Below are 25,417 nucleotides of genomic sequence, written 5' to 3' on the forward strand. Positions count from 1 at the left end.
AAAAAGCCAAATAGCATCGTTTGTATTTTGACAGTGCACGATTTATAATTCAGTGTCGTTTATAAGTTTAGGCAATTTGCTTGCCTAACAATGCCAGCTTTCCTTCGAATTAATTCCAACAAACTCCGGATGGAGTTTTTACTTACAGGATGCCCGCTGTGAAAAGCAACAGACCTGTCAATTTGTCCATGGGTCAAGTTTTAGATGTAAACTTAAAATCCCCTGTGGCTATTGCATCAATTCTACACCGTCTTTCAGGTGTCATCGTATTTTTACTCGTACCGGTACTTCTATGGCTTTTAGACAAATCATTGTCTACGCCTGAAGGTTTTGCGCAAGTGCAAGCAATCTTTAGCGGCTTCGTTGTACGTTTTGTTGTATGGGTATTTGTAGCAGGCTTATTATTCCATTTGATTATGGGTATTAAGCACTTACTTGCTGACCTTGGTTTTGCTGAAGAACTGCAAAGTGGTCGTGTTGCAGCTACAATTGCATTAATCTTGGCTGCGATCTCAGTTATCGCATCATTTGTATGGATTGTTCTCTAATGAAAAGTGCTACAGGTTTAACGGGTTCAGGTTCTCGTGATTGGTATATCCAACGTGTGAGTGCTGTTGTTTTAGCTGTTTATACTGTTGTTGTGCTTGGTTGGATTCTGTGCAATGGCGGATTTGACTACGAACAATGGAAAGGCTTTATGATGACATTGCCAATGAAGATTTTATCTTTATTGTCAGTTTTGTCTCTTGTTGCACACGCTTGGATTGGTATGTGGCAGGTATTCACTGACTATGTGACTACACGTCAAATGGGTCCTTCAGCTTCAGGTCTGCGTCTTGTGTTGACGTCTGCAGTGATTATTGCAGTATTTGCATACGCAATTTGGGCAATCCAGATTTTTTGGGCGAATTGATAGGAAACAATCATGGGCGCTATAATCCCTAAAGAAGATTACACAAATATTCCACACGAAACTTTCGATGCAGTCATCGTTGGTGGTGGTGGTTCAGGTATGCGTGCATCTTATCAGCTTGCTCAAGCAGGTTTGAAAGTTGCAGTGCTAACTAAAGTATTCCCAACACGTTCACATACGGTTGCGGCTCAAGGTGGTATCGGTGCATCTCTTGGTAATATGCAAGAAGATAACTGGCACTACCATTTTTATGACACCGTAAAAGGGTCTGACTGGTTAGGTGACCAAGATGCAATCGAGTTTATGACTCGTGAAGCACCTCAAGTTGTTTATGAGCTTGAACACCTTGGTATGCCATTTGACCGTAATGCTGATGGTACAATTTACCAACGTCCTTTCGGTGGTCACGCAGCGAACTATGGTGAAAAGCCAGTTCCACGTGCATGTGCTGCTGCTGACCGTACAGGTCACGCGCTTCTTCACACGCTTTATCAAAGCAACGTGAAAATGGGCACTCAATTCTTTGTAGAGTGGATCGCACTTGATCTTATTCGTAACGAAGAAGGTGATGTCCTTGGTGTAACAGCGATTGACCAAGAAACTGGTAAAATTGCAGTATTCCAAGGTAAGGCAACATTGTTTGCTACTGGTGGTGCTGGTCGTGTTTACCGTGCATCGACTAACGCATATATCAACACTGGTGACGGTCTTGGTATGGCAGCTCGTGCAGGTATTCCATTACAAGATATGGAATTCTGGCAGTTCCACCCTACAGGTGTTGCGGGCGCAGGCGTATTGTTGACTGAAGGTTGTCGTGGTGAAGGTGCAATCCTTCGTAACAAAGACGGCGAACCATTCATGGAACGTTATGCACCAACTTTGAAAGACTTGGCACCACGTGACTTCGTATCACGTTCTATGGACCAAGAAATCAAGGAAGGTCGTGGTTGTGGTCCTAAAGGTGATTATATCTTACTTGATATGACACACTTAGGTGCTGATACCATCATGAAGCGTTTACCATCTGTATTTGAGATTGGTAAAAAATTCGCAAACGTGGATATCACTAAAGAAGCGATTCCAGTTGTACCAACAATCCATTATCAAATGGGTGGTATTCCAACGAATATTCATGGTCAAGTGGTACTTCCAGAGTCTGCTGAAACTCAGGAACTTGTTGCAAACTATAACAAGGACACTGGTGTTTATTCGCACAATGGTGGTGAGCGTGACTTCACTAAACCTGTAAAAGGTTTCTATGCAATTGGTGAATGTTCTTGCGTATCTGTACATGGTGCAAACCGTTTAGGTACGAACTCACTGCTTGACTTGGTTGTATTTGGTAAAGCGGCTGGTGAACACATCATTGACTACGTGACTAAACATCATGGCGATGACTACACACCACTACCTACAACTGTACTTAAAAATACAATTGCTCGTATTAAACAACTTGATGACTCTACATCAGGTGAAAATGCGCAGGAAGTTGCAGATGCAATCCGTGACATCGTTCAGGATCACGCAGGTGTATTCCGTACTCAAGCATTGCTTGACGAAGGTGTAAAACAAATCCTTGCGATTGAACCACGTGTACGTAACATCCACTTAAAAGACAAATCTAAAGTATTTAACACTGCACGTATTGAAGCTTTAGAAGTTGAAAATATTTACGAAGTAGCAAAAGCGACCTTGATTTCTGCTGCTGCGCGTAAAGAATGTCGTGGTGCGCATACGGTTGTAGATTACGAGTTACCACCTGATCATGCAGATTACCCATATGGTCGTCGTGATGATGAGTGGATGAAACATACTTTATGGTTCTCAGCAGATAATCACTTAGAGTACAAACCAGTACGCTATAAGCCATTACTTGTAGATCCAATTCCACCTAAACCACGTACATTCTAATTGGGAGAACTAAGATGAGTAGAGGTACCCGTACATTCGAAATCTACCGCTATGATCCTGATAAGGATAAAGCACCGTACATGCAAACTTTTAAACTTGAATTGACTGATAAGCACCGTATGTTGCTTGACGCTCTTCTTGCATTGAAAGTACAAGATGAATCATTGACTTTCCGTCGTTCATGCCGTGAAGGGATCTGTGGTTCTGATGGCGTGAACATCAATGGTAAAAATGGTCTTGCTTGTTTATGGAACTTAAACGATTTACCAGAAAAAATCGTGATTCGTCCATTACCAGGTTTACCAGTAGTTAAAGATTTAGTTGTGGATATGAATCAGTTCTACGATCAGTATGACAAGATTCAACCATTCCTAATCAATAACCAACCTGCGCCACCAAAAGAGCGTTTACAGTCTCCTGAAGATCGTGAACATCTTGATGGTTTGTATGAATGTATTCTTTGTGCATGTTGTTCAACTTCATGCCCATCATTCTGGTGGAACCCTGATAAATTCTTGGGTCCTTCAGCATTATTGAATGCATATCGCTTCATTATTGATTCTCGTGATACAGCAACTCAAGATCGTTTATCGCGTCTTGATGACCCATTCTCATTATTCCGTTGTAAAGGGATTATGAACTGTGTGTCAGTTTGCCCTAAAGGTTTGAACCCAACGAAAGCGATCGGTCATATCCGTAGCATGTTGCTCGACCAAGCAGGCTAATTTTGCTGAAAAAGAAAGCGCACATCATATTTTGATGTGCGCTTTTTTATTGAGTTTAAAAATGAATTGAATTTAGTGATTTATTGTATGGATTGTTTATATAAATGGGCGAATGATAGTAGATTATTTAACACATGTATTTCGCCAATTTATAAGAGGTATGTGTCAAAAAAATCAATTGATGTTATAGTTCATGTTACGATTTAACAAACCGTCATAAGTGTGAAAAAGTACTTAATTATCGTACATATTTTCAACATAAGACTGCTTCATATAGGTTTATAACTATTTATATGAATAAAAATGAAGTCGTTTTAGAAAAAATAAATCTGAATATTTATTTTTTCTAAGTCGATTTGCAAAAAATTGCTCAGCCTTGGTTGAGTATATCAGTGAGTGATGATGCCATGAGGGCGTTATGATTCATTATTTGCATTAGTGTTGAGCTAATGTTGTAACGCCCCATGGTCATAAGTACCTGATGGGTGAATGTCAATTTACCGATTTGGCATGATCAATCATGGGAGTGCTTAAAAAGCACCCTCTAATGTTTTTGCAATAGGAAATGGGTCCACAAATGCAAGAAATTGCTGACGCACTGCGTCTTGATACTGAACTTTCCGCTGATAGTGCAGCGTATATTGAAGAGCTTTACGAGCAGTACCTATCTTCTCCAACCTCAGTAGGCGAGGATTGGCAGCAATATTTCGATAAATTCCCTAAAGGTGATCAACCACACGGAAATATTCGTGAGCAATTTTTATTATTAGGTCGTAATTCAAGTCGTGTTCAGCCTGTTGTACAAAGTGAAGTAAGTACTGAGCATGAACGTCGTCAAATTGGTGTTTTACAACTAATCGCGGCATACCGTAACCGTGGTCATCAAAAAGCAAAACTTGATCCACTCGGTTTGGCGAAACGTGAAGACGTACCTGATTTAGATCTTGCAGCGCATGGTTTAACCAAATCAGATTTAGATACCGTATTTAATGCTGGTAATCTTGCAATTGGTAAAACTGAAGCGACTTTAGGTGAAATGGTTGAAGCGATGGAAGCAACATATTGTGCTTCTATTGGTGCAGAATATATGCACATTGTTGATACCAAAGAAAAACGTTGGATTCAACAACGCCTAGAGGGTGCACGTGGTCAATTCAATTTTTCTGCTGACCAGAAAAAACACGTACTTGAACGTTTAACAGCAGCCGAAGGTTTAGAAAAATTCCTTGGTAATAAATATGTTGGTGCTAAACGTTTTGGCGTTGAAGGTGGAGAATCTTTCATTCCAATGGTCAACGAACTGATTCAACGTGCAGGTTCTGTAGGTTGTAAAGAAGTTGTGATCGGGATGCCACACCGTGGTCGTTTGAACTTACTTGTGAACATTATGGGTAAAAACCCTGCTGAATTGTTCGGTGAGTTTGAAGGGAAATCACTTAACAAAAAAGGTTCTGGTGACGTTAAATATCACCAAGGTTTCTCATCTAACGTGATGACTCCAGGTGGTGAAGTTCACTTGGCGTTGGCGTTTAACCCATCACACTTAGAAATCGTTGGACCTGTAGTTGAAGGTTCTGTACGTGCACGTCAAGTACGTCGTAAAGACATTGGCGGTGATGATGTATTACCAGTGATTGTACACGGTGATGCTGCATTTGCAGGTCAAGGTGTCAACCAAGAAACTTTCCAAATGTCACAAACTCGTGGTTATACAGTGGGTGGTACAGTTCATATCGTGGTGAATAACCAAGTGGGCTTTACAACTTCTGATCCACGTGATGCACGCTCTACAGAATACTGTACTGACATTGCAAAAATGATCCAAGCGCCGATCTTCCATGTCAATGGTGATGATCCTGAGTCTGTATTGTTTATTGCACAGTTAGCACATGATTTCCGTCATACATTCCGTAAAGATGTTGTGATTGATATGTTCTGTTACCGTCGTCGTGGTCATAACGAGGCGGATGAGCCAGCTGCAACTCAACCAATGATGTATCAAGTGATCAATAAAAAAGCGACAACTCGTACGCTTTATGCTGATCAACTTGTACAAGAAAAAGTGTTGGATCGTGCGGATGCGGATGCTTTGGTTGAAAAATATCGTGAAGACCTTGAAGCAGGTCGTCATGTTGCCAATGCACTTGTTCTTGAACCAAACAAAAAAATGTTTGTCGATTGGACACCATATCTTGGTCATGATTATACAGATGACTGGGATACAACTTTCCCAATCGAACGCTTAAAAGAACTTGGTCGTAAAATGCGTGAGTTGCCTGAAGGCTTCGTGATGCAACGTCAAGTATCTAAAGTGATTGATGATCGCTTGAAAATGCAAACTGGTGAAATGCCATTGAACTGGGGTGCAGCAGAAACACTTGCTTATGCTTCTATTCTTGATGATGGTTTCCTTGTTCGTTTGACAGGTGAAGACGTTGGTCGTGGTACATTCTCACATCGCCATGCAAAATTACATAACCAAGTTGATGGTTCAGTTTACATTCCATTATGTAACTTAAAAGAAAATCAACCACGTACTGCAATTTATGACTCATTATTGTCAGAAATGGCGGTTCTTGCATTTGAATATGGTTATGCAACTACACTTCCAAAAAGTTTAATTATTTGGGAAGCTCAGTTCGGTGACTTTGCTAACTGTGCACAAGTCGTTATTGACCAATTCATTTCATCTGGTGAAACCAAATGGGAACGTGTGTGTGGCTTAACGTTGCTTCTTCCACATGGTTTTGAAGGTCAAGGTCCAGAGCATTCATCTGCACGTTTAGAACGTTTCTTACAGTTATGTGCTGAAGAAAATATGCAAGTGATTACGCCAACGACACCAGCGCAGATTTTCCATGCAATGCGTCGTCAAGCGGTTCGCCCAATCCGTAAACCATTGATCGTGACTTCACCGAAGTCATTGCTTCGTCACAAACTTGCAACTTCGACTTTAGAAGAGCTTGCAACTGGTACATTCCAAACTGTGATTGATGAAGTGGATCAAATCAATAAACAAGATGTAACACGTGTTGTACTTTGTGGTGGTAAGGTTTATTACGACTTACTTGAAAAACGTCGTGAACAAAACTTGAACATTGCAATCGTACGTGTTGAGCAACTTTATCCGTACCCAGAAAAACGTCTTGCTGAAGTATTGGCGACTTATCCAAACGTAAAAGAACTTGTTTGGTGTCAAGAAGAGCCGAAAAACCAAGGCGCTTGGTTATTCATTGCTCCACGTCTATATGAAGGCGTGATGAAAGCAGGTCAACAAGTTCAAATTAGCTATGCGGGGCGTGAAGCTTCAGCTGCACCTGCGTGTGGCTCACCTTATTTGCATGCAAAACAACAAGCTCAGCTTGTAAATGACGCTTTAGCGATCGTCGCTGATCAATCAGGAGAATCTAAATAATGGCAACCGAAATTAAAGCACCTGTATTTCCAGAGTCAGTTGCTGATGGAACAATTGCAACTTGGCACAAACAACCAGGTGAAGCTGTATCACGTGACGAAGTAATTTGTGATATTGAAACAGATAAAGTTGTTTTAGAAGTTGTTGCTCCTGCTGACGGTTCTATTTCTGCAATCATCAAAAATGAAGGCGATACTGTGCTTTCTGCTGAAGTGATTGCAACTTTTGAAGCAGGTGCTGTTTCTGGCGCTGCACAAACTCAAGCTGTTCAGTCTGAAGAGAAAGTTGAGCAAGCAGTTGCACAAACTCAAGCAGGTAATGCACCTGTTGTTGAACGTGCTCAAGTGGCAGACCAAGCTCCTGCAGTACGTAAAGCATTGTCTGAAACAGGTATCGCAGCAGCTGATGTTGATGGTACTGGTCGTGGTGGTCGCATCACTAAAGAAGATGTTGCAAATCATCAAGCTAAACCAGCAGCTTCTGTAACGCCATTAAGCGTTGCTGTAGGCGAACGTGTTGAAAAACGTGTTCCAATGACTCGTCTTCGTAAGCGTGTTGCTGAGCGTTTACTTGCTGCAACGCAACAAACTGCGATGTTGACAACGTTCAATGAAGTGAACATGAAACCAATCATGGAAATGCGTGCTCAATATAAAGACGCATTTGAAAAACGCCATGGTGCACGTTTAGGCTTTATGTCTTTCTTTGTTAAAGCTGCAACAGAAGCACTTAAACGCTATCCAGCAGTAAATGCATCTATTGATGGTGATGACATCGTTTATCACGGCTTCTATGACATCGGTGTTGCTGTGTCAAGTGAGCGTGGTTTAGTTGTACCTGTACTTCGTGATACTGACCGCATGAACTATGCTGAAGTTGAAAACGGTATTCGTGCATACGCTGGTAAAGCGCGTGATGGTAAATTAGGCATCGAAGATATGACTGGCGGTACGTTCACTATTACTAATGGTGGTACTTTCGGTTCATTACTTTCAACACCAATTTTGAATACGCCACAAACAGCGATTTTGGGTATGCATAAAATCCAAGAACGTCCAATGGCTGTAAATGGTCAAGTTGAAATTTTACCAATGATGTACTTGGCACTTTCTTATGACCACCGTCTAATCGATGGTAAAGAAGCTGTAGGTTTCCTTGTAGCAATCAAAGAATTGTTAGAAGAACCAGCTCGTCTTATCCTTGATCTTTAATTTATTCAGCATAAATCTCCCCTAACCCCTCTTTATCAAAGAGGGGAATCTGCCCCCTTTATCAAAGGGGGATTTAAGGGGGATTGTTTGGAGATACAGATGTCTCAATTTGATTTAGTTGTAATCGGCGGTGGACCAGGTGGTTATGAAGCAGCGATTCGTGCTGCTCAGCTTGGTTTCAAAGTTGCGTGTATCGAAAAACGCGTACACAAAGGTAAGCCATCACTAGGTGGTACTTGCTTAAACGTAGGTTGTATTCCGTCTAAAGCGCTTTTAGATTCTTCGCATCACTATGAAGATACACTTCATGGCTTAGATGTACACGGGATTACTGTTGAAAATGTACAACTTGATCTTCAAAAACTTCTTGCTCGTAAAGACAAAGTTGTAGATAACTTAACAGGTGGTGTTGCTCAATTATTAAAAGGCAACGGCATTGAATGGTTACAAGGTACTGGTAAATTACTTGCAGGTAAAAAAGTTGAATTCACACCATTAGAAGGTGCTGATGTTCAAGTTTTAGAACCTAAATATGTAATCCTTGCGACTGGTTCTGTTCCTGTAAATATTCCAGTTGCAAAAGTTGATGAAGACTTAATTGTTGACTCAACTGGTGCATTAGAATTCCAAGAAATTCCTAAACGTTTAGGTGTGATTGGTGCGGGTGTAATCGGTCTTGAGCTTGGTTCAGTATGGCGTCGTCTAGGTTCTGAAGTTGTTGTGTTTGAAGCATTAGATGCATTCTTACCAATGGCAGACAAAGCACTTGCGAAAGAATATCAAAAAATCTTGACTAAACAAGGTTTAGATATTCGTATTGGCGCTAAAGTTTCTGGTACTGAAATCAACAATGGTCAAGTGACTGTTCAGTATAACCAAGCTGGCGAAGACAAAACTGAAGCGTTTGATAAACTCATCGTTTGTGTTGGTCGTAAAGCATATGCAGAAGGTTTATTGGCTGAAGATTCAGGCATTAAATTGACTGAGCGCGGTTTGGTTGAAGTCAATGACCAGTGCTTAACATCTGTTGAAGGTGTTTATGCGATTGGTGACTTGGTACGTGGTCCAATGCTTGCACATAAAGCAATGGAAGAAGGCGTAATGGCGGTTGAGCGTATTCACGGTCATGCTGCTCAAGTGAACTATGACACCATCATTTCTGTGATTTATACACATCCAGAAGCGGCTTGGGTTGGTTTAACTGAAGAACAAGCAAAAGAGAAAGGTCACGAAGTTAAAACAGGTCAATTCCCATTTGCGGTGAATGGTCGTGCTTTAGCAGCAAACGAATCTCAAGGTTTTGTGAAATTTGTTGCTGATTCAAAAACTGACCGTTTATTGGGTATGCATGTGATTGGTCCTGGTGCTTCTGATATCGTTCACCAAGGTATGATTGCACTTGAGTTTGTATCAAGTGTTGAAGATTTACAGTTGATGACTTTTGGTCACCCAACTTATTCAGAAGTGGTTCATGAAGCAGCACTTGCTGTAGATGGACGTGCGATTCACGCGATCCAGCGTAAACGTAAATAAAATGAAATAGAGCGGTTCCGACCGCTCTTTTTTTAAAAAGATGGTTGTTTTTATTTGAATAATCATCTAAATATAGAAGAACAAATTTTAATAAATGCCAATATTTAAAGCGATGGACGTTTAAGTGTTGGTGGTAATAACAACGTGAAAAGTAGTAAAAGGTAAAAAATGAATCTACATGAGTATCAAGCGAAAGCGCTGTTAAAAAAATATGGTATGCCAGTTCAAGAAGGCATTTTAATTACATCACCAGAAGAAGCAGCGGCAGCGTTTGAGCAGATTGAAGGCAAATTTGCTGTCATGAAAGCCCAAGTTCATGCAGGTGGTCGTGGTAAAGCAGGTGGTGTCAAAGTTGTAAAATCTGCCGAAGAAGCAGCTGAATATGCGAAAAGCTTATTAGGCACACACTTAGTAACTTATCAAACAGATGCAAATGGACAACCTGTAAATAGCATTTTAGTTTGTGAAGATGTTTATCCTGTAGAACGCGAACTTTATTTGGGTGCGGTTGTAGATCGTTCATCACGTCGTGTGACTTTTATGGCATCGACTGAAGGTGGCGTAGAAATTGAAAAAGTTGCTGAAGAAACACCTGAAAAAATCTTTAAAGTAGAAGTTGATCCATTAGTAGGCTTACAACCTTTCCAAGCACGTGATGTTGCATTCCAACTTGGATTAAAAGACAAACAAATCAATCAATTTGTCACGATTATGACGGGTGCATATAAAGCTTTCATTGAAAATGATTTTGCTTTATTTGAAATTAACCCACTTTCAGTTCGTGAAAATGGTGAAATTTTATGTGTTGATGCCAAAGTGGGTATCGATTCAAATGCGCTTTATCGTTTACCTGAAATCGCAGCGATGCGTGATAAGTCCCAAGAAAATGAACGTGAATTAAAAGCATCAGAATTTGATCTGAATTACGTTGCGCTTGAAGGTAATATTGGCTGTATGGTGAATGGTGCTGGTCTTGCAATGGCAACGATGGACATCATTAAACTTTATGGCGGTCAACCTGCAAACTTCCTTGATGTTGGTGGTGGTGCGACGAAAGATCGTGTTATCGAAGCATTTAAAATTATTCTTTCAGATACTTCTGTTCAAGCTGTATTGATTAATATTTTTGGTGGAATTGTACGTTGTGACATGATTGCTGAAGCGATTATTGCAGCAGTTCAAGAAGTAAATGTCACTGTTCCTGTTGTTGTTCGTTTAGAAGGAAACAATGCGGAATTGGGTGCAAAATTACTTGATGAATCTGGTTTGAAATTAATTTCTGCGACAGGTCTTGCTGATGCTGCAGAAAAAGTTGTTGCTGCAGTAGCGTAAGGAGTATCGATCATGAGCGTATTAGTAAATAAAGACACCAAAGTATTGGTACAAGGTTTCACAGGTAAAAATGGTACTTTTCACTCTGAGCAATCTCTTGCTTATGGTACAAAAGTTGTTGGTGGTGTGACGCCAGGTAAAGGTGGAACAACGCATTTAAATTTACCTGTATTTAATACCATGCGTGAAGCTGTGAAAGAAACAGGCGCAAATGCAACTTCAATTTATGTACCAGCACCATTTGTACTGGATTCAATTGTTGAAGCTGTTGACTCAGGTATTGAGTTGATTGTTGTGATTACTGAAGGTGTGCCAACTTTAGACATGCTCAAAGCAAAACGTTACCTTGAAACTTATGGTAATGGTGCTCGCCTCATTGGTCCAAACTGTCCAGGTATTATTACACCAGGTGAATGTAAAATTGGGATTATGCCAGGTCATATTCACCAAGCAGGTAAAATTGGTGTAATTTCACGTTCAGGTACATTGACTTATGAAGCAGTTGCACAAACAACGAAGCTTGGTTTAGGTCAGTCTACTTGTATTGGTATTGGTGGTGACCCGATTCCAGGTATGAACCAAATCGATTGTTTAAAATTATTCCAAGAAGATCCTCAAACTGAAGCAATCATTATGATTGGTGAAATTGGTGGTACTGCGGAAGAAGAAGCAGCTGAATATATCAAATCAAATGTAACAAAGCCTGTTGTTGGTTATATCGCTGGTGTTACGGCGCCAAAAGGTAAGCGTATGGGGCATGCAGGTGCGATTATTTCAGGTGGTCAAGGAACAGCTGAAGAAAAATTTGCAGCATTTGAAAAAGCAGGCATGGCATATACACGTAGCCCAGCTGAGTTAGGTTCAACAATGCTTGAATTGTTAAAAAGTAAAGGCTTAGTTTAAAGTGATTTAAACTGAGTTACTCAGAAGAGGAAGTGTAAACTTCCTCTTTTTTATGAAAGAAAATCGGAAAATATTCAAAGCTGTTGTTCAAAATAGTGCTATAGTTTTTTAAATCAATTGGATTAAAAATGTCATGGGACAATAATGACGGGTAAAATCTATTGCAGTATTTTTCTATTTTGTATAGAAACCTATGCGATCGCAGCAGATCAAGTAAATTTAGAAAATAATGATCAAATAAAAAATAAAACGTCTTTCATCAAATATGATTTTTTTAAACATTTGAAAAAAGATAAAAATCAACAAATAGATATAGAAAAAGCGATTGAGATTGCAAATGAAGATTTGAATCAGGAGCAAAAAAAACTCGCGGAAGAACACGAGCAGGAGTTAAAAAACTATTCAGTTTTGAGTAATCAAATTTATGCTGACGAGCGTTTTAAGCTTTTTAATTATACTGCTTTTACATCTGATGATTTTAAAAATAGAATTAGCGCAGGTCAGTCTATTCATCAAGAAGTACAAGGATTGAATATCTCAATGGGGTATGGAATGGAATTTAAACTCAATAAAAATAATACATTAGGGTACGAGTATTTATCGAGTTTTCCTTATGATCGTGGGCAAATGGTACGTATTTATTGGACTAAAGCATTGTAATTTTTCGTTATTTTTTTGATTTTCTGAGTGCGTCATTTTTTAAATGGCATTTCATTTTTTTGGAAAAATTTCCATAACATCATTTTAAATATCACGACAGACAGCATAAGTGTTGTGCTATTGGACAATGAAATAAAGAAATTTTCTTTGTCCAATAATAAATTTTTGCTAATTTTTTCAATATAATAGGTGAATGTATAAACTGAAAAATTTCATTTAGCTTTACAGAAATATATGATGCAAGATTAGAAGAAAGTGAGCAGATTTACCCCTTTACTAAACCACCATCTACAATTAAATTTTGCCCAGTAACCGCTCTTGACCACGGTGATAAAAATAATAAAACAGCATCAGCAAATTGTTCTGGTGTTGTAACTTCTTTTAATGGTGTAGATTGTGCGATTAAATCAAATACAAAATCTGGGGTGGCACAACTGGCATCGGTCTTACGTAGTAAGCCACCAGAAAGCATGTTGACATTAATGCCATATTGTCCTAAATCTTGTGCTGTAGTACGAGTAAACGCCAATAGTGCTGCTTTTGCGGCTGTATAATCATGATAAGGAACTACAGGATTTTGCACGAGATTTGTTCCGATATTAATAATTCGACCAAAATGGTCTTTTTTCATATCTTCAAGTGCAGCTTGGGTGGTATTCAATGTTGCTTTAACTGCACTTTCAATTTGTTGTTGCATATTTTGCCAGTTCAATGTTTCAACTTTTGGTCTTGCATCACCATTAAATTGAAAGTTGAGTAGAGCATTGTTCACTACAGATGTAATTGCATGCCCAAAATGTTGCTTTGCTTTTTGGAACATGATATTCACCTCTTCAAGCTTGGTGACATCAGCTTTATAACTAAAAACTTGCTCTGGAAATTCTTGGCTGAGTTGTAAGGCACTTTGTTCACTTGTGTAATAATTTACGACAACACGTGCTCCTTGATGAAGTAAAGTTCGTGTAATGGCTAAACCCAAACCACGCGCTCCACCTGTGACAAGTACAATTTGATCTTGAATGTCCATATTTAGCTTCTAAATTAAAAAATAATGATATTTTAACAGTAGATCAGTTCAATAAAGCTATTCTGCAAGCCTATTTGAAAAATATAACAATCAATATAGAAATATGAATTAAATAAGTGTGAGTTTTATACAAGACTTACACAGAGTGTCCAGTAGCTCTACATCACCAAGCGATATCTTATCAATAGACAAAATAAATCAAGTGAGTAAATGCTATGCTTAAACAAGTGCTATTGGTTGGATTGCTTGGTGTTTCATTAACTGGTTGTATTGTTGCACCATTAGATGATCATCCTAATCGTCATCATTCAGGTTATGATCGTGATGATCGACCACACTGGAATAAAGACCGTCCAAATCGTCCAAATTGGAATCATGACCGCCCAAGCCGACCAGATTGGAATCAAAATCGTCCATCACATCAACACCGTTAATTTTTAAAAAAGCTCAGTATATTTTACTGAGCTTTTTACTTTACGCTTTTTGAAATAATCCAGCGTGTACAACACCTGCTTTGGTCTGTTTGACCAGTTGCCAATGTGCAGGTAAATCTAAAAGTTGTAATGCTTGATCTGCTTCAACATAAATAAAACCTTGAGATTGAATCAGAGGATCGACTGCTAAAGCTAACTCTTGCCATAAATTTAGGCTATACGGCGGATCTAAAAACACTAAATCAAATGGGTCTTTGAGTTGTTGAAGTGCTTGTTGTGCAGTCATTACTTTGAGATGACAATTTTCCGCTTTTAAGAGTTTAATATTATCTTTTAGAACAGTGGCTTGGGTTTGGTTGGGTTCAATCATTGTGACTTTGGCAGCACCACGAGATAACGCCTCAAAAGCTAAAGCTCCAGAACCTGTACATAAATCTAAAACATGACTATTTTGTACATCCCACATTAACCAGTTAAATAAGGTTTCACGCACTCGGTCAGGAGTAGGGCGTAAGCCTTCAATATCTGCAAATGGCAATAAACGACGTTTCCATTCTCCACCAATAATCCGTAATTGATTTTTTGCTTTAGTCACTTAATTCAGTCTCATGTGGAATAGCTGCTACAGGAGCTATAGGCTGGTGTGTTGGTGTAGTGGTATTTGGTTTTGTTGCATTTGGTTTTAGTACAGCATTAGGATCAGCTGCTAAATTAGCTTCACCACTTGGAAGCTCACCAGGTTTAATGCCTGCTGTCATTAAACCGCCACTGATTTGATGATTTGTTGGAAGAATCGGATTTTTTTCACGTTTCAGTAACCAATAATCAAAAATAGGACGTGCAATTTTGGCAGCCGAACCACCATGACGACCATTTTCCCAAATGACAGCAATCGCAATTTCAGGGTTTTCAGCAGGTGCGAAGCCAACGAATAGACCGTGGTCAAGTTGGCGCTCTGTTAAAATAGATTCATTATAGCGTTTACCTTGTGCAATACTTTTTACCTGCGCTGTCCCTGTTTTACCTGCGATTTGATACATTGGTGTACGAATACCACGACCTGTACCGCTTTGAATCACATCGACCATCGCTTCACGCATTTTGATCCAGTCATTATCTGTTCCATTGAAATTAATTTTTCCAGTAGGAGCATTGAGTACTTGGTGTTTTTTAGCGCCTTTAGATTCACGTAATACATGTGGAATAACATGCGCACCATGATTTGCAGTAATTGCTGTTGCCATGGCTAATTGTAATGGCGTTGCGGTAAATGCACCTTGACCAATACTGACCGAAATGGTTTCACCTTTGAGCCATTTACTTTTACGAGTACGCATTTTCCATTCAGGACTTGGGTATAAACCTGTACTTTCACTTGGTAAATCTACACCAGTTTTTTCACCAAAACCAAACTGACGCATCCACTCATTCATTCTTTCTATACCCATTTGATGGGCAAGAATATAGAAATAAGTATCACAAGAAACCACGATAGATTTGTGCATATTTACACTACCATGACCAGTTTTTTTCCAATCACGGAATTTGTGTGAGTCACCAGGTAAATGGAAATATCCAGGGTCAGAAATCGTGGTTCCCCAGTCAACTGTACCAAAATGAATGCCACCAAGCGCTTCCATTGGTTTAATTGTGGAACCAGGAGGGTAACTTCCTTGAACCGCTCGGTTATATAAAGGTTGGTCTAAATTGTCACGTAAAGCACTATAGTCAGCATGCCCAATCCCTGTAACAAACAGGTTAGGATTAAAACTTGGACTTGAAACTAAGGCTAAAATTTCTCCTGTACGTGGGTCAATCGCAACAATCGCACCACGTCGTCCTGCTAACTGTTCAGAAGCAACACTTTGCAAGCCATAATCTAAAGACAAAAATAAATCATTACCACGTGTTGATTCTTTACGACCTAAATGACGTAATACATTACCATGTGCATCCGCTTCAATGGATTCATAACCAGGAGCGCCATGCAATAAATCTTCATAAGATTTTTCAACGCCAATTTTCCCAATTAAATTTGTGCCTGCATAAGCATCTTTATCAATCGCTTTAAGCTCTTTATCATTAATACGCCCAACATAACCAATAACATGCGCAAATAATTCGCCATGTGGGTAGTAACGTGTCATTTGGGTTTCAATATCAACACCGGGAAATTGAAACTTCACTTCACTAAAACGGGCAATATCCACTTCAGTTAAGTTTAATTTGAGTGTGACACGTTCAGTTTTCTTGGATGTTTTAATACGACTTGAAAAACGATCAATATCTTCTTCTGTTAAATTTAAAATAGGTGTGAGACGTTTAACCGTATCATCAATATCTTCAATATCGGCTTTACTTAATGTTGCTGTAAAGACAGGGTAATTATCGGCAAGTAAAATACCGTTACGATCATAAATATAGCCACGAGGAGGCGCTATAGGCTGTAGGCGAATTCGATTTTTATCTGAAGCTTGGCTAAACTCTTCATAATGAAAAATTTGTAAATAGGCGTAACGAGCCACCAGTAAGAGCAAAAAAAATGAAACAATGCCAATAGCAAAAAAAATGCGACTGCGAAAGATACGCTTTTCTTGCTGAACATTTTTTAAAGGAAACTGTTGTTTCATATTAAGTTCGACTTACTGTGTTAAATGAATGGATACTGCGGGCAGCCATTTTACCTTAGAATTGCAGCAAAATTAGAAATATTCGTTTTGAATCTCTATAAAAATCTGTAAAAATGGCATATTTATAAATAGGCTTATAAAAATACAGATGATTGCCTTAACGATTTATGCTTTGACCTTATAGACACTAAATTTCTAGGGTTTTGTATATGAGTTGCGTGATAATTCTGTTAAAGTCGGAAAAATATGGAAGATTATGTTTGACCCAAAATTAGGGACAATGGAGAAAATAATGAAAAAAATCTTTCCCTTAATATTACTTTTTGGATTAGGGAATAGTGCATATGCCGATTGGCAAGACTATTTACCAGAAGCCAAATTAAAATCAAGCGATACCTCAACTCTTAATGCTGGTGCAGGTCTAACACAAAAATTAGCACACTTTAATGGTGAATGGGTCAACCCCTATGGCATTGCTTATGCTAAATTGGGCGCATTTGTAAATGGTGATCATGAGTTTGGTGGGCAAGTCGGCTTTCGCTATCCTGTTGTTTTAAATGGAACTGACAAAAATGGCTTCTACGTTGGCGTTTATGGTGGTTCACTCAAAAGTAAAAAAGTAGATAATGGTGATAAAGTTCAATATGGGGCAGGTGTAGACTTGTCATATGTTTTACTCAACAAAGAGCGCATTAGTACATTCAGTGTTGGAATGGGTGCGGGCAGTGAATTACATGATCGAAATGGCAATATGATTGAAGAAACTCGACCACAAATTCAATTTGCTTACACATTGAGTGTGGGGCTTTAATTTTTATGTTTATCCATTTTCTTTAGACCGCAAATAGAAATAAATATGAGAGTCATGCATGTTGGAATACGTTAACGATTTGTGGCAAGCTTTTTTTAGTCGACCTGATCATCTTGCAATATTAAGTATTGTGCCGGTGACAGCTTTTGTGACGTGGATACATGTATGGATGGCACTGAAAATGGTGTTTTATCCAATTAAGTTTTGGGGATTTCATATTGGTCCACTGCCTGTAGGCTGGCAAGGAATTGTGCCACGCAAAGCAGGACGTATCTCAGGCATTATTACAGATAATACTTTGTCTAAGTTAGGTTCACTCAATGAGTTCCTGAATGCTATGGAGCCAGAAGATATGGCACGTATCATTGGTGAGCAAGTCGGTTTTGAGCTTGAACATTTGATTGATGAAGTCATGTTAGATCGTAATGCTGTCTTGTGGGAAAATCTACCTTATTCCATTAAGCGTCGTATTTATGCCCAAGCGCATCAACAAATGCCAAATATCTTAAAAGGTCTCGTGACTGAGTTAACCATGAATGTTGAATCATTGGTTAATATGAAAGAAATGGTTGTACGACAAATGGAAGGTGACCGCCGTTTAATGGTACGCATGTTCTTAAAGGTTGGGCAAAAAGAAATTAATTTTATTTGGCATATCAGTGCATTAATAGGAATGCTCTTTGGTATCTTCCAAATGGCAGTCTATATTCTGATTCCTGACCATCGTACTGTGCCTGTATTTGCAGCAATTTGGGGCTTTTTAACCAACTGGATTGCAATTTGGATGGTATTTAACCCTGTTTATCCACATTATGTTCGCTATCCACAATTTTTTGAGCGTACAAAAGACAAGAAGTTTCCTTGGATTAAACCTGTAATTCCGCGTATCGGTACATATAATGTGCAAGGTGCATTCATGAAACGTCAGGATGAGGTATCAGATGTCTTCGCAAGTGTAGTCACAGAAGACCTAATTACTTTAAAATCTATCATGACCGAAATGATGTATGGACCAAGAAAGGAAAAAACACGTCGTATTATTAAGCGCCATGTGAATAGCATCATGGAAACGCCATTGATACGAACAGCTTTACAACTTTCTATAGGTCCTTCGGAATATGCTAAACTTAAAACAGACTTGATTGATCGTTCCATTGAAATTACGATGGTGCCTGTAAGCGACCCAGCCTTTAATGCGAGCCGTGCACAGAAAATCTTTCAAATGTTTAGAGAGCGGATCCGTGAACTGACACCAACAGAGTTTCAAAATCTATTACGTCCTGCCTTTAGAGAAGACGAATGGCTTTTGATTGTTTTGGGAGGAGTCACAGGATTTTTAGCAGGTCTAATCCATTTGTTTGTTGCTTTCTTATAAATAGATACCCGTGCATCCCAGAGGGATCATCGTAGGTATCATACATATTGTTTTAAAAGAGGATGTTTTTTATGCGCATTATCCTACTCGGACCACCTGGAGCAGGCAAAGGTACTCAAGCTCAGTTGATCTGTAAGCGCTACAATATCCCACAAATTTCAACCGGTGATATGCTCCGTGCTGCAATTCGTGAAGGTACTGAATTAGGTCTTAAAGCTAAAAATGTTATGGAATCTGGTGGTTTAGTATCAGATGAATTGATTATTGGTTTAGTAAAAGAACGCATTGCACAGCCTGATTGTGTCAATGGTTGTATCTTTGATGGTTTCCCACGTACGATTCCTCAAGCTGAAGCTTTGGAAAAAGAAGGGATTGCTATCAATCACGTGATTGAAATTGATGTACCAGATGAAGAGATTGTAAAACGTCTTTCTGGTCGTCGCCAGCATGCGGCTTCTGGTCGTGTTTATCATACAATTTACAACCCACCAAAAGTGGAAGGTAAAGATGATGAAACTGGTGAAGATCTTATTCAACGTCCAGATGATCAAGAAGAAACGATTCGTAAACGTTTAGGTTCTTATCATACTGAAACTGAACAATTAGTTGGTTTTTATCAAGGTCGTGCCGCTTCAGGTGAAAATGCACCAACTTATGATAAGTTAGATGGTTTACGTGATATCGAAGTTGTTCAAAAAGATTTATTCGCAATCTTAGATAAATAAAACCATTGTGCAAAGTTGTTAAAACTTTGACAAAAAAAGAGTCCTCATTCATATTAGGGCTCTTTTTTATGGCTGAGGAATAAAATCTTGATTAAAATTGCATTAATTGCCTTGGTTGTTTTAAGTGTTCTTGTTTTACTGGGCTTATTGGTGATCAGTTTTAAATTATTACGTAAAGCACAAAAAGAAGAGTTGCAAGAACGTAGAGAAATGAGAAAAACTGCAGATTATAAAGTTCATCCACAGCTTGCTGAGGAATGGAAAAGATTAGAACAAATGAAAAGAGATTTGGAAAATAAAAATAAATAATACATCTGGAGTTGCATGAAGATAAAAGCTTTATGTTTATTGTTTAGTTTGTTTTTAATGGCATGTACTCAAGAGATTCAGATTACGCCGAAAGTTTTGCCCAATGCGGTCGTGGGACAATATTACAATGCTAAAATTGAGATTGAAAAAGTTACCTTGATCGATGGTTTATTTGTTGATACTTCTATCCCTATAAATTCTGGGTTGAAAATGTATACAGGGGTAGGGCAACTTCCTTATAGTGAACATACCATCGAAATCAAAGGTACACCCACGCACTCAGGTCAGTATCGAATCGTTTTGGAAGGTGCAACCCGTAATGCTTATGGTGGAAATATTTATTTTCGTAAGGAATATGACTTGGTTGTTGTAAAGTAAATTAATAAAAGAAAATCATTTTGACTTCATTTTCATCATTCATTTCACTAGAAACATTAATTTTAAAACCAAGTTTTTGATATAAACGAATAGCAGGAATATTGCTCGTCATCACTGAAAGTGTAATTTTTTCTACATATGGCTGACCATACTGAATGCCTGCTTGTAAAAGTTGTGTTGCAATGCCTTGTCCACGAAAAGCGGGTTCAACAAAAAAGCCATATAGCTGTGCTTGAGGCTTATTTTTTGAGTCATTTTCTAGATCAAGAATCAATACACCAATAATTTTTTGCTGTGTATAAGCGGAAAAAATAACATAATTTGTAATAACTTCGGCGAAAACACTCAATGGTTTCGTAGCTTCAACTGTATAAGATGAGCCAAACATTTCAGGCGAATTTTTGAGTGCTGAAAGTCGAATGGTTCTAAAGTCACCAACATCATCAGCGTTCAGTTGTCGAATCATTATTTTAGACATTTTGATGATTTTTAAAATGATTGTTTGATCTAAATTATAAGTATCACACAGCTTTTATTTCAATTTTAAAGCTTCAAATATTGAAATAATTTAATGTTAAAACTCGAAAATCAATAGCCTAAAATCATGATTAGGCTTGGTCTAAGGGCTTATTTTTGATTTCTTTTGCTGCACCAAACTCATATTTATCAGTCCAATTACAAACATGAGAAACAACACATTCGCCACACTTCGGTTTACGTGCAATACAGGTATAACGACCATGTAAAATTAACCAGTGATGTGAGTCTAAAATAAACTCTTTAGGAATGACTTTTATGAGGCGATGTTCAACTTCTAATACATTTTTACCCACGGCTAAGCCAGTACGATTGCCCAAACGGAAAATATGAGTATCTACAGCCATTGTAGGCTGTCCAAATGCAGTATTTAACACAACATTGGCAGTTTTACGTCCTACACCAGGTAAAGCCTCTAAATCAGCTCTATTGTCAGGGACTTGGCTATTATGTTTCTCAATCAAAATTTTACAGGCTTTGATGACATTTTCAGCTTTAGAGTTATATAAACCAATGGTTTTTATATATTCTTTTAAACCATCTACACCAAGCGCATAAATTTGCTCTGGTGTGTTGGCGATGGGAAAGAGTTTGTCTGTGGCTTTATTGACACTGACATCTGTGGCTTGAGCAGATAGAGTGACTGCAACTAAAAGCTCAAAAGCATTTGAATAATTTAGCTCTGTTTCAGGATGAGGACGTTGTTCACGCAAAATTTCAAAAAAAGTCTGAATTTGCTTTTTAGTCATATTTTTAACAGTCACAATTTTCTCCTCTTTTAGTTTTGTAAAGCACTTAATTGTTGCTGTAATTCATTGAGTTGAATTTGTTTTTTCTCATCCATACGCACAGATAGTTGTTTTTCTAACTTCTTAATTTGTGTACGAATTTTAGCAAGTTCAATCGTTGTTTTAGCATCTATTGTAGGTGTGCTCTCTGGGCTTTTATCACTGAGTTGAATTGAAGGGAATTCTTGGATTTGTGTCGAAAATTGTGCAAAAAGTTGGGTGTCAATCTCAGCACGTACGACAGGACCTTTACGATGAATACGGCGTTTTTCTTCACGTTGAATATGTGAATAATAACGTTGGCGTAAATCATTTTGTTCAGCAATACGGTGAAGTTCATCAGGAATTGCTTGAGTGTCTTCAACAAGGTCAATACAGTCTACAGGACATGGAGGAATGCATAGTTCACAGCCTGTACATAAGTCTGTCAAAATCGTGTGCATCAGCTTTCCAGAGCCAATGATCGCATCGACGGGGCAGGCACTGATACATTTGGTACAGCCAATACATTCATCTTCACGAATAATCGCTTTCATACGTTGTGGACGACCATCGCTTTGAGTCGCCCAAACACTTTCTTCAGCAACCAATTGTTCACGATTGAGAAGTTGTGCCAAAGCATCGGCAACAGGTTGCCCACCAGGTATACACTTATTCGCAGCTTCCCCTTGAGCAATAGATTGAGCGTAAGGCAGACAACCATCACGATGACCACATAATCCACATTGAGTTTGTGGAAGTAGGGCATCGATTTGTTGGATGAGAGAAATTTGCGAATTCATGCGATAAAAACTTGCGGGGTCAGGAAAATAAAATACGAATAAATTTTAACATATTCCTAGGGTTTTGTGGTTGATCCAAAATAGGACGAAAAATGCGCTAAATATGAGCAAAAATGCCACAGTGAATATATGAAAAATGCGACTGAATGGGCATAATTTTTTTTATTTATTAGTAAATATCATGTTGAATTTAATAATTATTTAAAAAAACATTAGAAAAAGTGTTGTAGATTGTTAACAAAAGAGATTAAATACTTTGCGCCAAAATATATCATTCTTTTGAAAAATTTGACCAATTTTGATTCACCCCTTATGCTGAGGATTGAGCGTTGAAATATACTAGCCTGAATGACTTCCTAGATTACGTTAAAGCACGTGATCCAAACCAACCCGAATTTCTGCAAGCTGTAGAAGAAGTAATGACCAGCTTATGGCCATTTATTGAGAAAAATCCACAATATGCAGATTATGGTTTGCTTGAACGTCTTGTAGAGCCAGAACGTGCGATTCAATTCCGTGTATCTTGGTTAGATGACCAAGGTCAAACACAAGTAAACCGTGCTTTCCGTGTTCAATATAACTCTGCAATTGGACCATTCAAAGGTGGTATGCGCTTCCACCCATCTGTAAACCTTTCAATTTTAAAATTTTTAGGTTTCGAACAAACTTTTAAAAATGCTTTGACTACATTGCCAATGGGCGGTGGTAAAGGTGGTTCTGACTTTAACCCTAAAGGTAAGTCAGAAGGCGAAATCATGCGTTTCTGCCAAGCGTTAATGATCGAACTTTATCGTCACCTTGGTTCAAATACAGATATTCCAGCGGGTGATATCGGTGTAGGTGGTCGTGAAGTGGGTTACATGGCTGGTATGATGAAGAAGCTCAGCAATGACACTTCATGCGTATTTACAGGCAAAGGTTTGTCTTTTGGTGGCTCTTTGGCACGTCCAGAAGCAACTGGCTTCGGTACAGTTTATTTTGCTGAAGAAATGCTTAAAACTCGTGGTGAAAGCTTTAAAGACAAGACTGTCGCTATTTCAGGTTCTGGTAACGTTGCTCAGTTTGCTGCTGAAAAAGCGATGTACTTAGGTGCGAAAGTAGTTTCACTTTCAGACTCTAACGGTACGGTATACGTTAAAAATGGTTTTACTACTGAACTTTTATGTGAAGTGATGGAACTTAAAAATGTAAAACGTGGTCGTATTTCAGAATTTGCATCTAAACACGGTTTTGAATATCTTGAAGGTCAACGTCCTTGGTCAATCAAATGTGATATCGCACTACCATGTGCAACACAAAATGAATTGAATGAAGATGATGCTGTTGCACTTCTTGCTAATGGCGTGATCTGTGTAGCTGAAGGTGCAAACATGCCTTCTACACTTGAAGCTGTAGAGAAATTCGTTGAAGCGAAAATTCTTTATGCACCAGGTAAAGCATCAAATGCCGGTGGTGTTGCGACTTCTGGGCTTGAAATGTCACAAAACTCAATCCGTTTGGGTTGGACATTTGAAGAAGTAGATGAGCGTTTACATGCGATCATGAAAGAAATTCACCGTAACTGTGTGAAATATGGTACTGAAGAAGACGGTACTGTGAACTATGTAAATGGTGCAAATATTGCAGGCTTCGTAAAAGTAGCTGATGCGATGATCGCACAAGGTGTATTCTAAGCTTTAAGCCTCGAATAAATCTAAAAACCGATGCTTTTGCATCGGTTTTTTATGGCATTGAATCAAGTTGATTTTAGGTCTTGTTTCCGTGGAATGGCTTGGAAAATCATATTGGGTTGATATTTTGATTCTAAAATTAATATTGGTAAAGGCGTTGAAAAGTCAAACCTGATATTCATAGGCTTCGACATGATTCGAGCAATGTGTTGTTCATGTTGTGTTAATACATCAATGAATTGCTGTGTGGGTAGCGGAGTAGTAGGGTTTAGAGATTGATTTTGAATGGGGGAGTTTTGACAGGCAGATATCAAAACAAGACAGGGAAAAATCGTAATATTTTGATTAAGCACATCACTTATTTGCTTTGAATGATAAAAAATAATTTTAGTGTTAAAAAAACCGATGCCTAAACATCGGTTTTAAAAAAACTATTTTGATGTATAAAAATTAAAGAGAACCTTTAACCGCTTCACGCTCAATGATCATGTCTTGTACATAAGCATATTTAGATTGATCAGCCGCAGGATTTTTAATTTCATAACGCTTAATACGCACGACTTGACGCTCATCGGTTGTATGAGTGAAACCATCAATATTGTCGTAGAACAACGTCCAGTCTTTATCTACTTGTGTTTTAACGCCATTGTCCGCATATTTGATTTCACGAACTTGTAAGCATTGTTTCTTCATTACACCCGCAGTACATTCTTTAGTTTCAGGTGAAATTTCAAGGAAAATGGTTTCACCTTGAGATTGGTATTTTGTTTCAGGTGTTAATTGACCTGTAAATACCACTTTTTCACCTTTAGCAGATGTCAGGGTCAACGTTGGGTTTTGTGGATTACTTGTATTTAATACAAAAGCAGTTTTACCTTGTTCAAACAAGCTTGCTGCAAGACTTTCTTGTTTTGCTGCATCACCTGAACATGCCATCAATGTAGATGCTACATTGGTGCTAACAATTTGGTTATTTTCAATTTTCCAGCTCGTAGACATACCATTACAGCTCGTAGAAATACCTAAGCTGCCATCTTGAGCAAAATTCAGTACTAATGGTTTAGCTGCACCAGTATCTGCTGACCATTGATAAGTCGGTAAAATTTTATCTGCATTTTGTTGTTGTAACACTGACACTGCTAAATCTCCAACTTTTTGAATGTCACTAGACTGACAAGCAGCCACAGCCAATGGCAGAATTGCTAAAGCTAAATATTTGAATTTCATGTTTATTCACAGTATCAATAAATTGTGTATAGGATAAAACAGGTAGATTTAAAAGATATGGATAGAATTGAATTATTCGGTTTAAAAATGTAACGAATCAGGTAGAAAGTTAAATGAAACT

The 25,417-nt window shown here is 38.5% G+C and carries 24 protein-coding genes; 17 read left to right on the forward strand and 7 right to left on the reverse strand.

Going from position 1 to position 25,417, the window contains the following annotated elements; translation table 11 throughout:
• Nucleotides 1-158: 158 nt before the first annotated feature.
• The 10 genes from sdhC (at nt 159) to HX005_RS06140 (ending at nt 12,603) form a co-directional block, all read left to right on the forward strand.
• Nucleotides 159-548, forward strand: a complete 390-nt coding sequence (sdhC, locus tag HX005_RS06095) for a succinate dehydrogenase, cytochrome b556 subunit (RefSeq protein ID WP_107007113.1) — start codon at nt 159-161, stop codon at nt 546-548.
• Nucleotides 548-913, forward strand: a complete 366-nt coding sequence (gene sdhD, locus HX005_RS06100; protein WP_107006980.1) for a succinate dehydrogenase, hydrophobic membrane anchor protein — start codon at nt 548-550, stop codon at nt 911-913. The genes sdhC and sdhD overlap by 1 nt, the downstream gene beginning before the upstream one ends.
• A 12-nt stretch (nt 914-925) precedes the next feature.
• Nucleotides 926-2,824: an FAD-binding protein gene (locus HX005_RS06105; RefSeq protein WP_286376667.1), complete on the forward strand. Its 1,899-nt coding sequence runs from the start codon at nt 926-928 to the stop codon at nt 2,822-2,824.
• A 14-nt stretch (nt 2,825-2,838) separates the two neighbouring features.
• The gene (locus HX005_RS06110; RefSeq protein ID WP_286376668.1) at nt 2,839-3,549 is read left to right on the forward strand and encodes a succinate dehydrogenase iron-sulfur subunit; all 711 of its coding nucleotides are present in this window, start codon (nt 2,839-2,841) and stop codon (nt 3,547-3,549) included.
• Nucleotides 3,550-4,126: 577 nt separating this feature from the next.
• A complete protein-coding gene (locus HX005_RS06115; protein WP_286376669.1) occupies nt 4,127-6,964 on the forward strand; it encodes a 2-oxoglutarate dehydrogenase E1 component in 2,838 nt (945 codons plus the stop codon).
• Nucleotides 6,964-8,175: a 2-oxoglutarate dehydrogenase complex dihydrolipoyllysine-residue succinyltransferase gene (gene odhB, locus HX005_RS06120; protein ID WP_107006984.1), complete on the forward strand. Its 1,212-nt coding sequence runs from the start codon at nt 6,964-6,966 to the stop codon at nt 8,173-8,175. The genes HX005_RS06115 and odhB overlap by 1 nt, the downstream gene beginning before the upstream one ends.
• Before the next feature lie 99 nt (nt 8,176-8,274).
• Complete coding sequence (lpdA, locus tag HX005_RS06125) at nt 8,275-9,708, forward strand: dihydrolipoyl dehydrogenase (protein ID WP_286376670.1); 1,434 nt, start codon at nt 8,275-8,277, stop codon at nt 9,706-9,708.
• 168 nt (nt 9,709-9,876) lie between these two features.
• Nucleotides 9,877-11,040: an ADP-forming succinate--CoA ligase subunit beta gene (sucC, locus tag HX005_RS06130; protein WP_107006986.1), complete on the forward strand. Its 1,164-nt coding sequence runs from the start codon at nt 9,877-9,879 to the stop codon at nt 11,038-11,040.
• Between the two features lie 12 nt (nt 11,041-11,052).
• Nucleotides 11,053-11,943 (forward strand): succinate--CoA ligase subunit alpha, encoded by an 891-nt coding sequence (sucD, locus tag HX005_RS06135; RefSeq protein ID WP_107006987.1) that lies wholly within the window; start codon nt 11,053-11,055, stop codon nt 11,941-11,943.
• A gap of 144 nt (nt 11,944-12,087) precedes the next feature.
• Nucleotides 12,088-12,603 (forward strand): hypothetical protein, encoded by a 516-nt coding sequence (locus HX005_RS06140; protein ID WP_286376671.1) that lies wholly within the window; start codon nt 12,088-12,090, stop codon nt 12,601-12,603.
• Nucleotides 12,604-12,868: 265 nt separating this feature from the next.
• Here HX005_RS06140 and HX005_RS06145 read toward each other — a convergent pair whose 3' ends face one another.
• Entirely contained in the window at nt 12,869-13,630 is a 762-nt protein-coding gene (locus HX005_RS06145) for a 3-oxoacyl-ACP reductase (RefSeq protein ID WP_107006989.1), read from the reverse strand.
• A gap of 215 nt (nt 13,631-13,845) precedes the next feature.
• Here HX005_RS06145 and HX005_RS06150 point away from each other — a divergent pair, with 215 nt between their 5' ends.
• On the forward strand, nt 13,846-14,064 hold the full coding sequence (locus tag HX005_RS06150; RefSeq protein WP_107006990.1) for a hypothetical protein: 219 nt from the start codon (nt 13,846-13,848) through the stop codon (nt 14,062-14,064).
• A 40-nt stretch (nt 14,065-14,104) separates the two neighbouring features.
• Here the strand turns inward: HX005_RS06150 and rsmD are convergent, their stop codons facing one another.
• Together rsmD and mrdA are read right to left on the reverse strand one after the other, a co-directional pair.
• Nucleotides 14,105-14,659 (reverse strand): 16S rRNA (guanine(966)-N(2))-methyltransferase RsmD, encoded by a 555-nt coding sequence (rsmD, locus tag HX005_RS06155; RefSeq protein ID WP_286376672.1) that lies wholly within the window; start codon nt 14,657-14,659, stop codon nt 14,105-14,107.
• The gene (mrdA, locus tag HX005_RS06160) at nt 14,652-16,694 is read right to left on the reverse strand and encodes a penicillin-binding protein 2 (RefSeq protein WP_286376673.1); all 2,043 of its coding nucleotides are present in this window, start codon (nt 16,692-16,694) and stop codon (nt 14,652-14,654) included. The genes rsmD and mrdA overlap by 8 nt, the downstream gene beginning before the upstream one ends.
• Before the next feature lie 292 nt (nt 16,695-16,986).
• Here mrdA and HX005_RS06165 point away from each other — a divergent pair, with 292 nt between their 5' ends.
• The 5 genes from HX005_RS06165 (at nt 16,987) to HX005_RS06185 (ending at nt 20,292) form a co-directional block, all read left to right on the forward strand.
• Complete coding sequence (locus HX005_RS06165; protein ID WP_107006993.1) at nt 16,987-17,505, forward strand: hypothetical protein; 519 nt, start codon at nt 16,987-16,989, stop codon at nt 17,503-17,505.
• 58 nt (nt 17,506-17,563) lie between these two features.
• Nucleotides 17,564-18,880, forward strand: coding sequence for a DUF445 domain-containing protein (locus HX005_RS06170; RefSeq protein ID WP_107006994.1), 1,317 nt, complete (start codon nt 17,564-17,566; stop codon nt 18,878-18,880).
• 71 nt (nt 18,881-18,951) lie between these two features.
• The gene (adk, locus tag HX005_RS06175) at nt 18,952-19,605 is read left to right on the forward strand and encodes an adenylate kinase (protein ID WP_107006995.1); all 654 of its coding nucleotides are present in this window, start codon (nt 18,952-18,954) and stop codon (nt 19,603-19,605) included.
• 90 nt (nt 19,606-19,695) lie between these two features.
• On the forward strand, nt 19,696-19,914 hold the full coding sequence (locus HX005_RS06180; protein WP_353621995.1) for a hypothetical protein: 219 nt from the start codon (nt 19,696-19,698) through the stop codon (nt 19,912-19,914).
• 15 nt (nt 19,915-19,929) lie between these two features.
• A complete protein-coding gene (locus HX005_RS06185; RefSeq protein ID WP_286376675.1) occupies nt 19,930-20,292 on the forward strand; it encodes a hypothetical protein in 363 nt (120 codons plus the stop codon).
• A gap of 1 nt (nt 20,293) precedes the next feature.
• On the opposite strand, the gene HX005_RS06190 is transcribed toward HX005_RS06185, so the two are convergent.
• The 3 genes from HX005_RS06190 to HX005_RS06200 all read right to left on the reverse strand — a co-directional run bounded on the left by HX005_RS06190 (nt 20,294) and on the right by HX005_RS06200 (nt 22,399).
• The gene (locus tag HX005_RS06190) at nt 20,294-20,770 is read right to left on the reverse strand and encodes a GNAT family N-acetyltransferase (RefSeq protein ID WP_286376676.1); all 477 of its coding nucleotides are present in this window, start codon (nt 20,768-20,770) and stop codon (nt 20,294-20,296) included.
• A gap of 130 nt (nt 20,771-20,900) precedes the next feature.
• Nucleotides 20,901-21,578, reverse strand: coding sequence for an endonuclease III (gene nth / locus HX005_RS06195; protein WP_286376783.1), 678 nt, complete (start codon nt 21,576-21,578; stop codon nt 20,901-20,903).
• Nucleotides 21,579-21,607: 29 nt separating this feature from the next.
• The gene (locus tag HX005_RS06200; RefSeq protein ID WP_286376677.1) at nt 21,608-22,399 is read right to left on the reverse strand and encodes an RnfABCDGE type electron transport complex subunit B; all 792 of its coding nucleotides are present in this window, start codon (nt 22,397-22,399) and stop codon (nt 21,608-21,610) included.
• 329 nt (nt 22,400-22,728) lie between these two features.
• Here HX005_RS06200 and gdhA point away from each other — a divergent pair, with 329 nt between their 5' ends.
• On the forward strand, nt 22,729-24,072 hold the full coding sequence (gdhA, locus tag HX005_RS06205) for an NADP-specific glutamate dehydrogenase (protein WP_286376678.1): 1,344 nt from the start codon (nt 22,729-22,731) through the stop codon (nt 24,070-24,072).
• Between the two features lie 447 nt (nt 24,073-24,519).
• On the opposite strand, the gene HX005_RS06210 is transcribed toward gdhA, so the two are convergent.
• Nucleotides 24,520-25,296: an META and DUF4377 domain-containing protein gene (locus tag HX005_RS06210; protein WP_286376679.1), complete on the reverse strand. Its 777-nt coding sequence runs from the start codon at nt 25,294-25,296 to the stop codon at nt 24,520-24,522.
• Between the last annotated feature and the right edge of the window lie 121 nt (nt 25,297-25,417).

It is taken from the genome of Acinetobacter sp. R933-2 (assembly GCF_030325485.1).
In the GTDB taxonomy this organism is placed as follows: domain Bacteria; phylum Pseudomonadota; class Gammaproteobacteria; order Pseudomonadales; family Moraxellaceae; genus Acinetobacter; species Acinetobacter sichuanensis.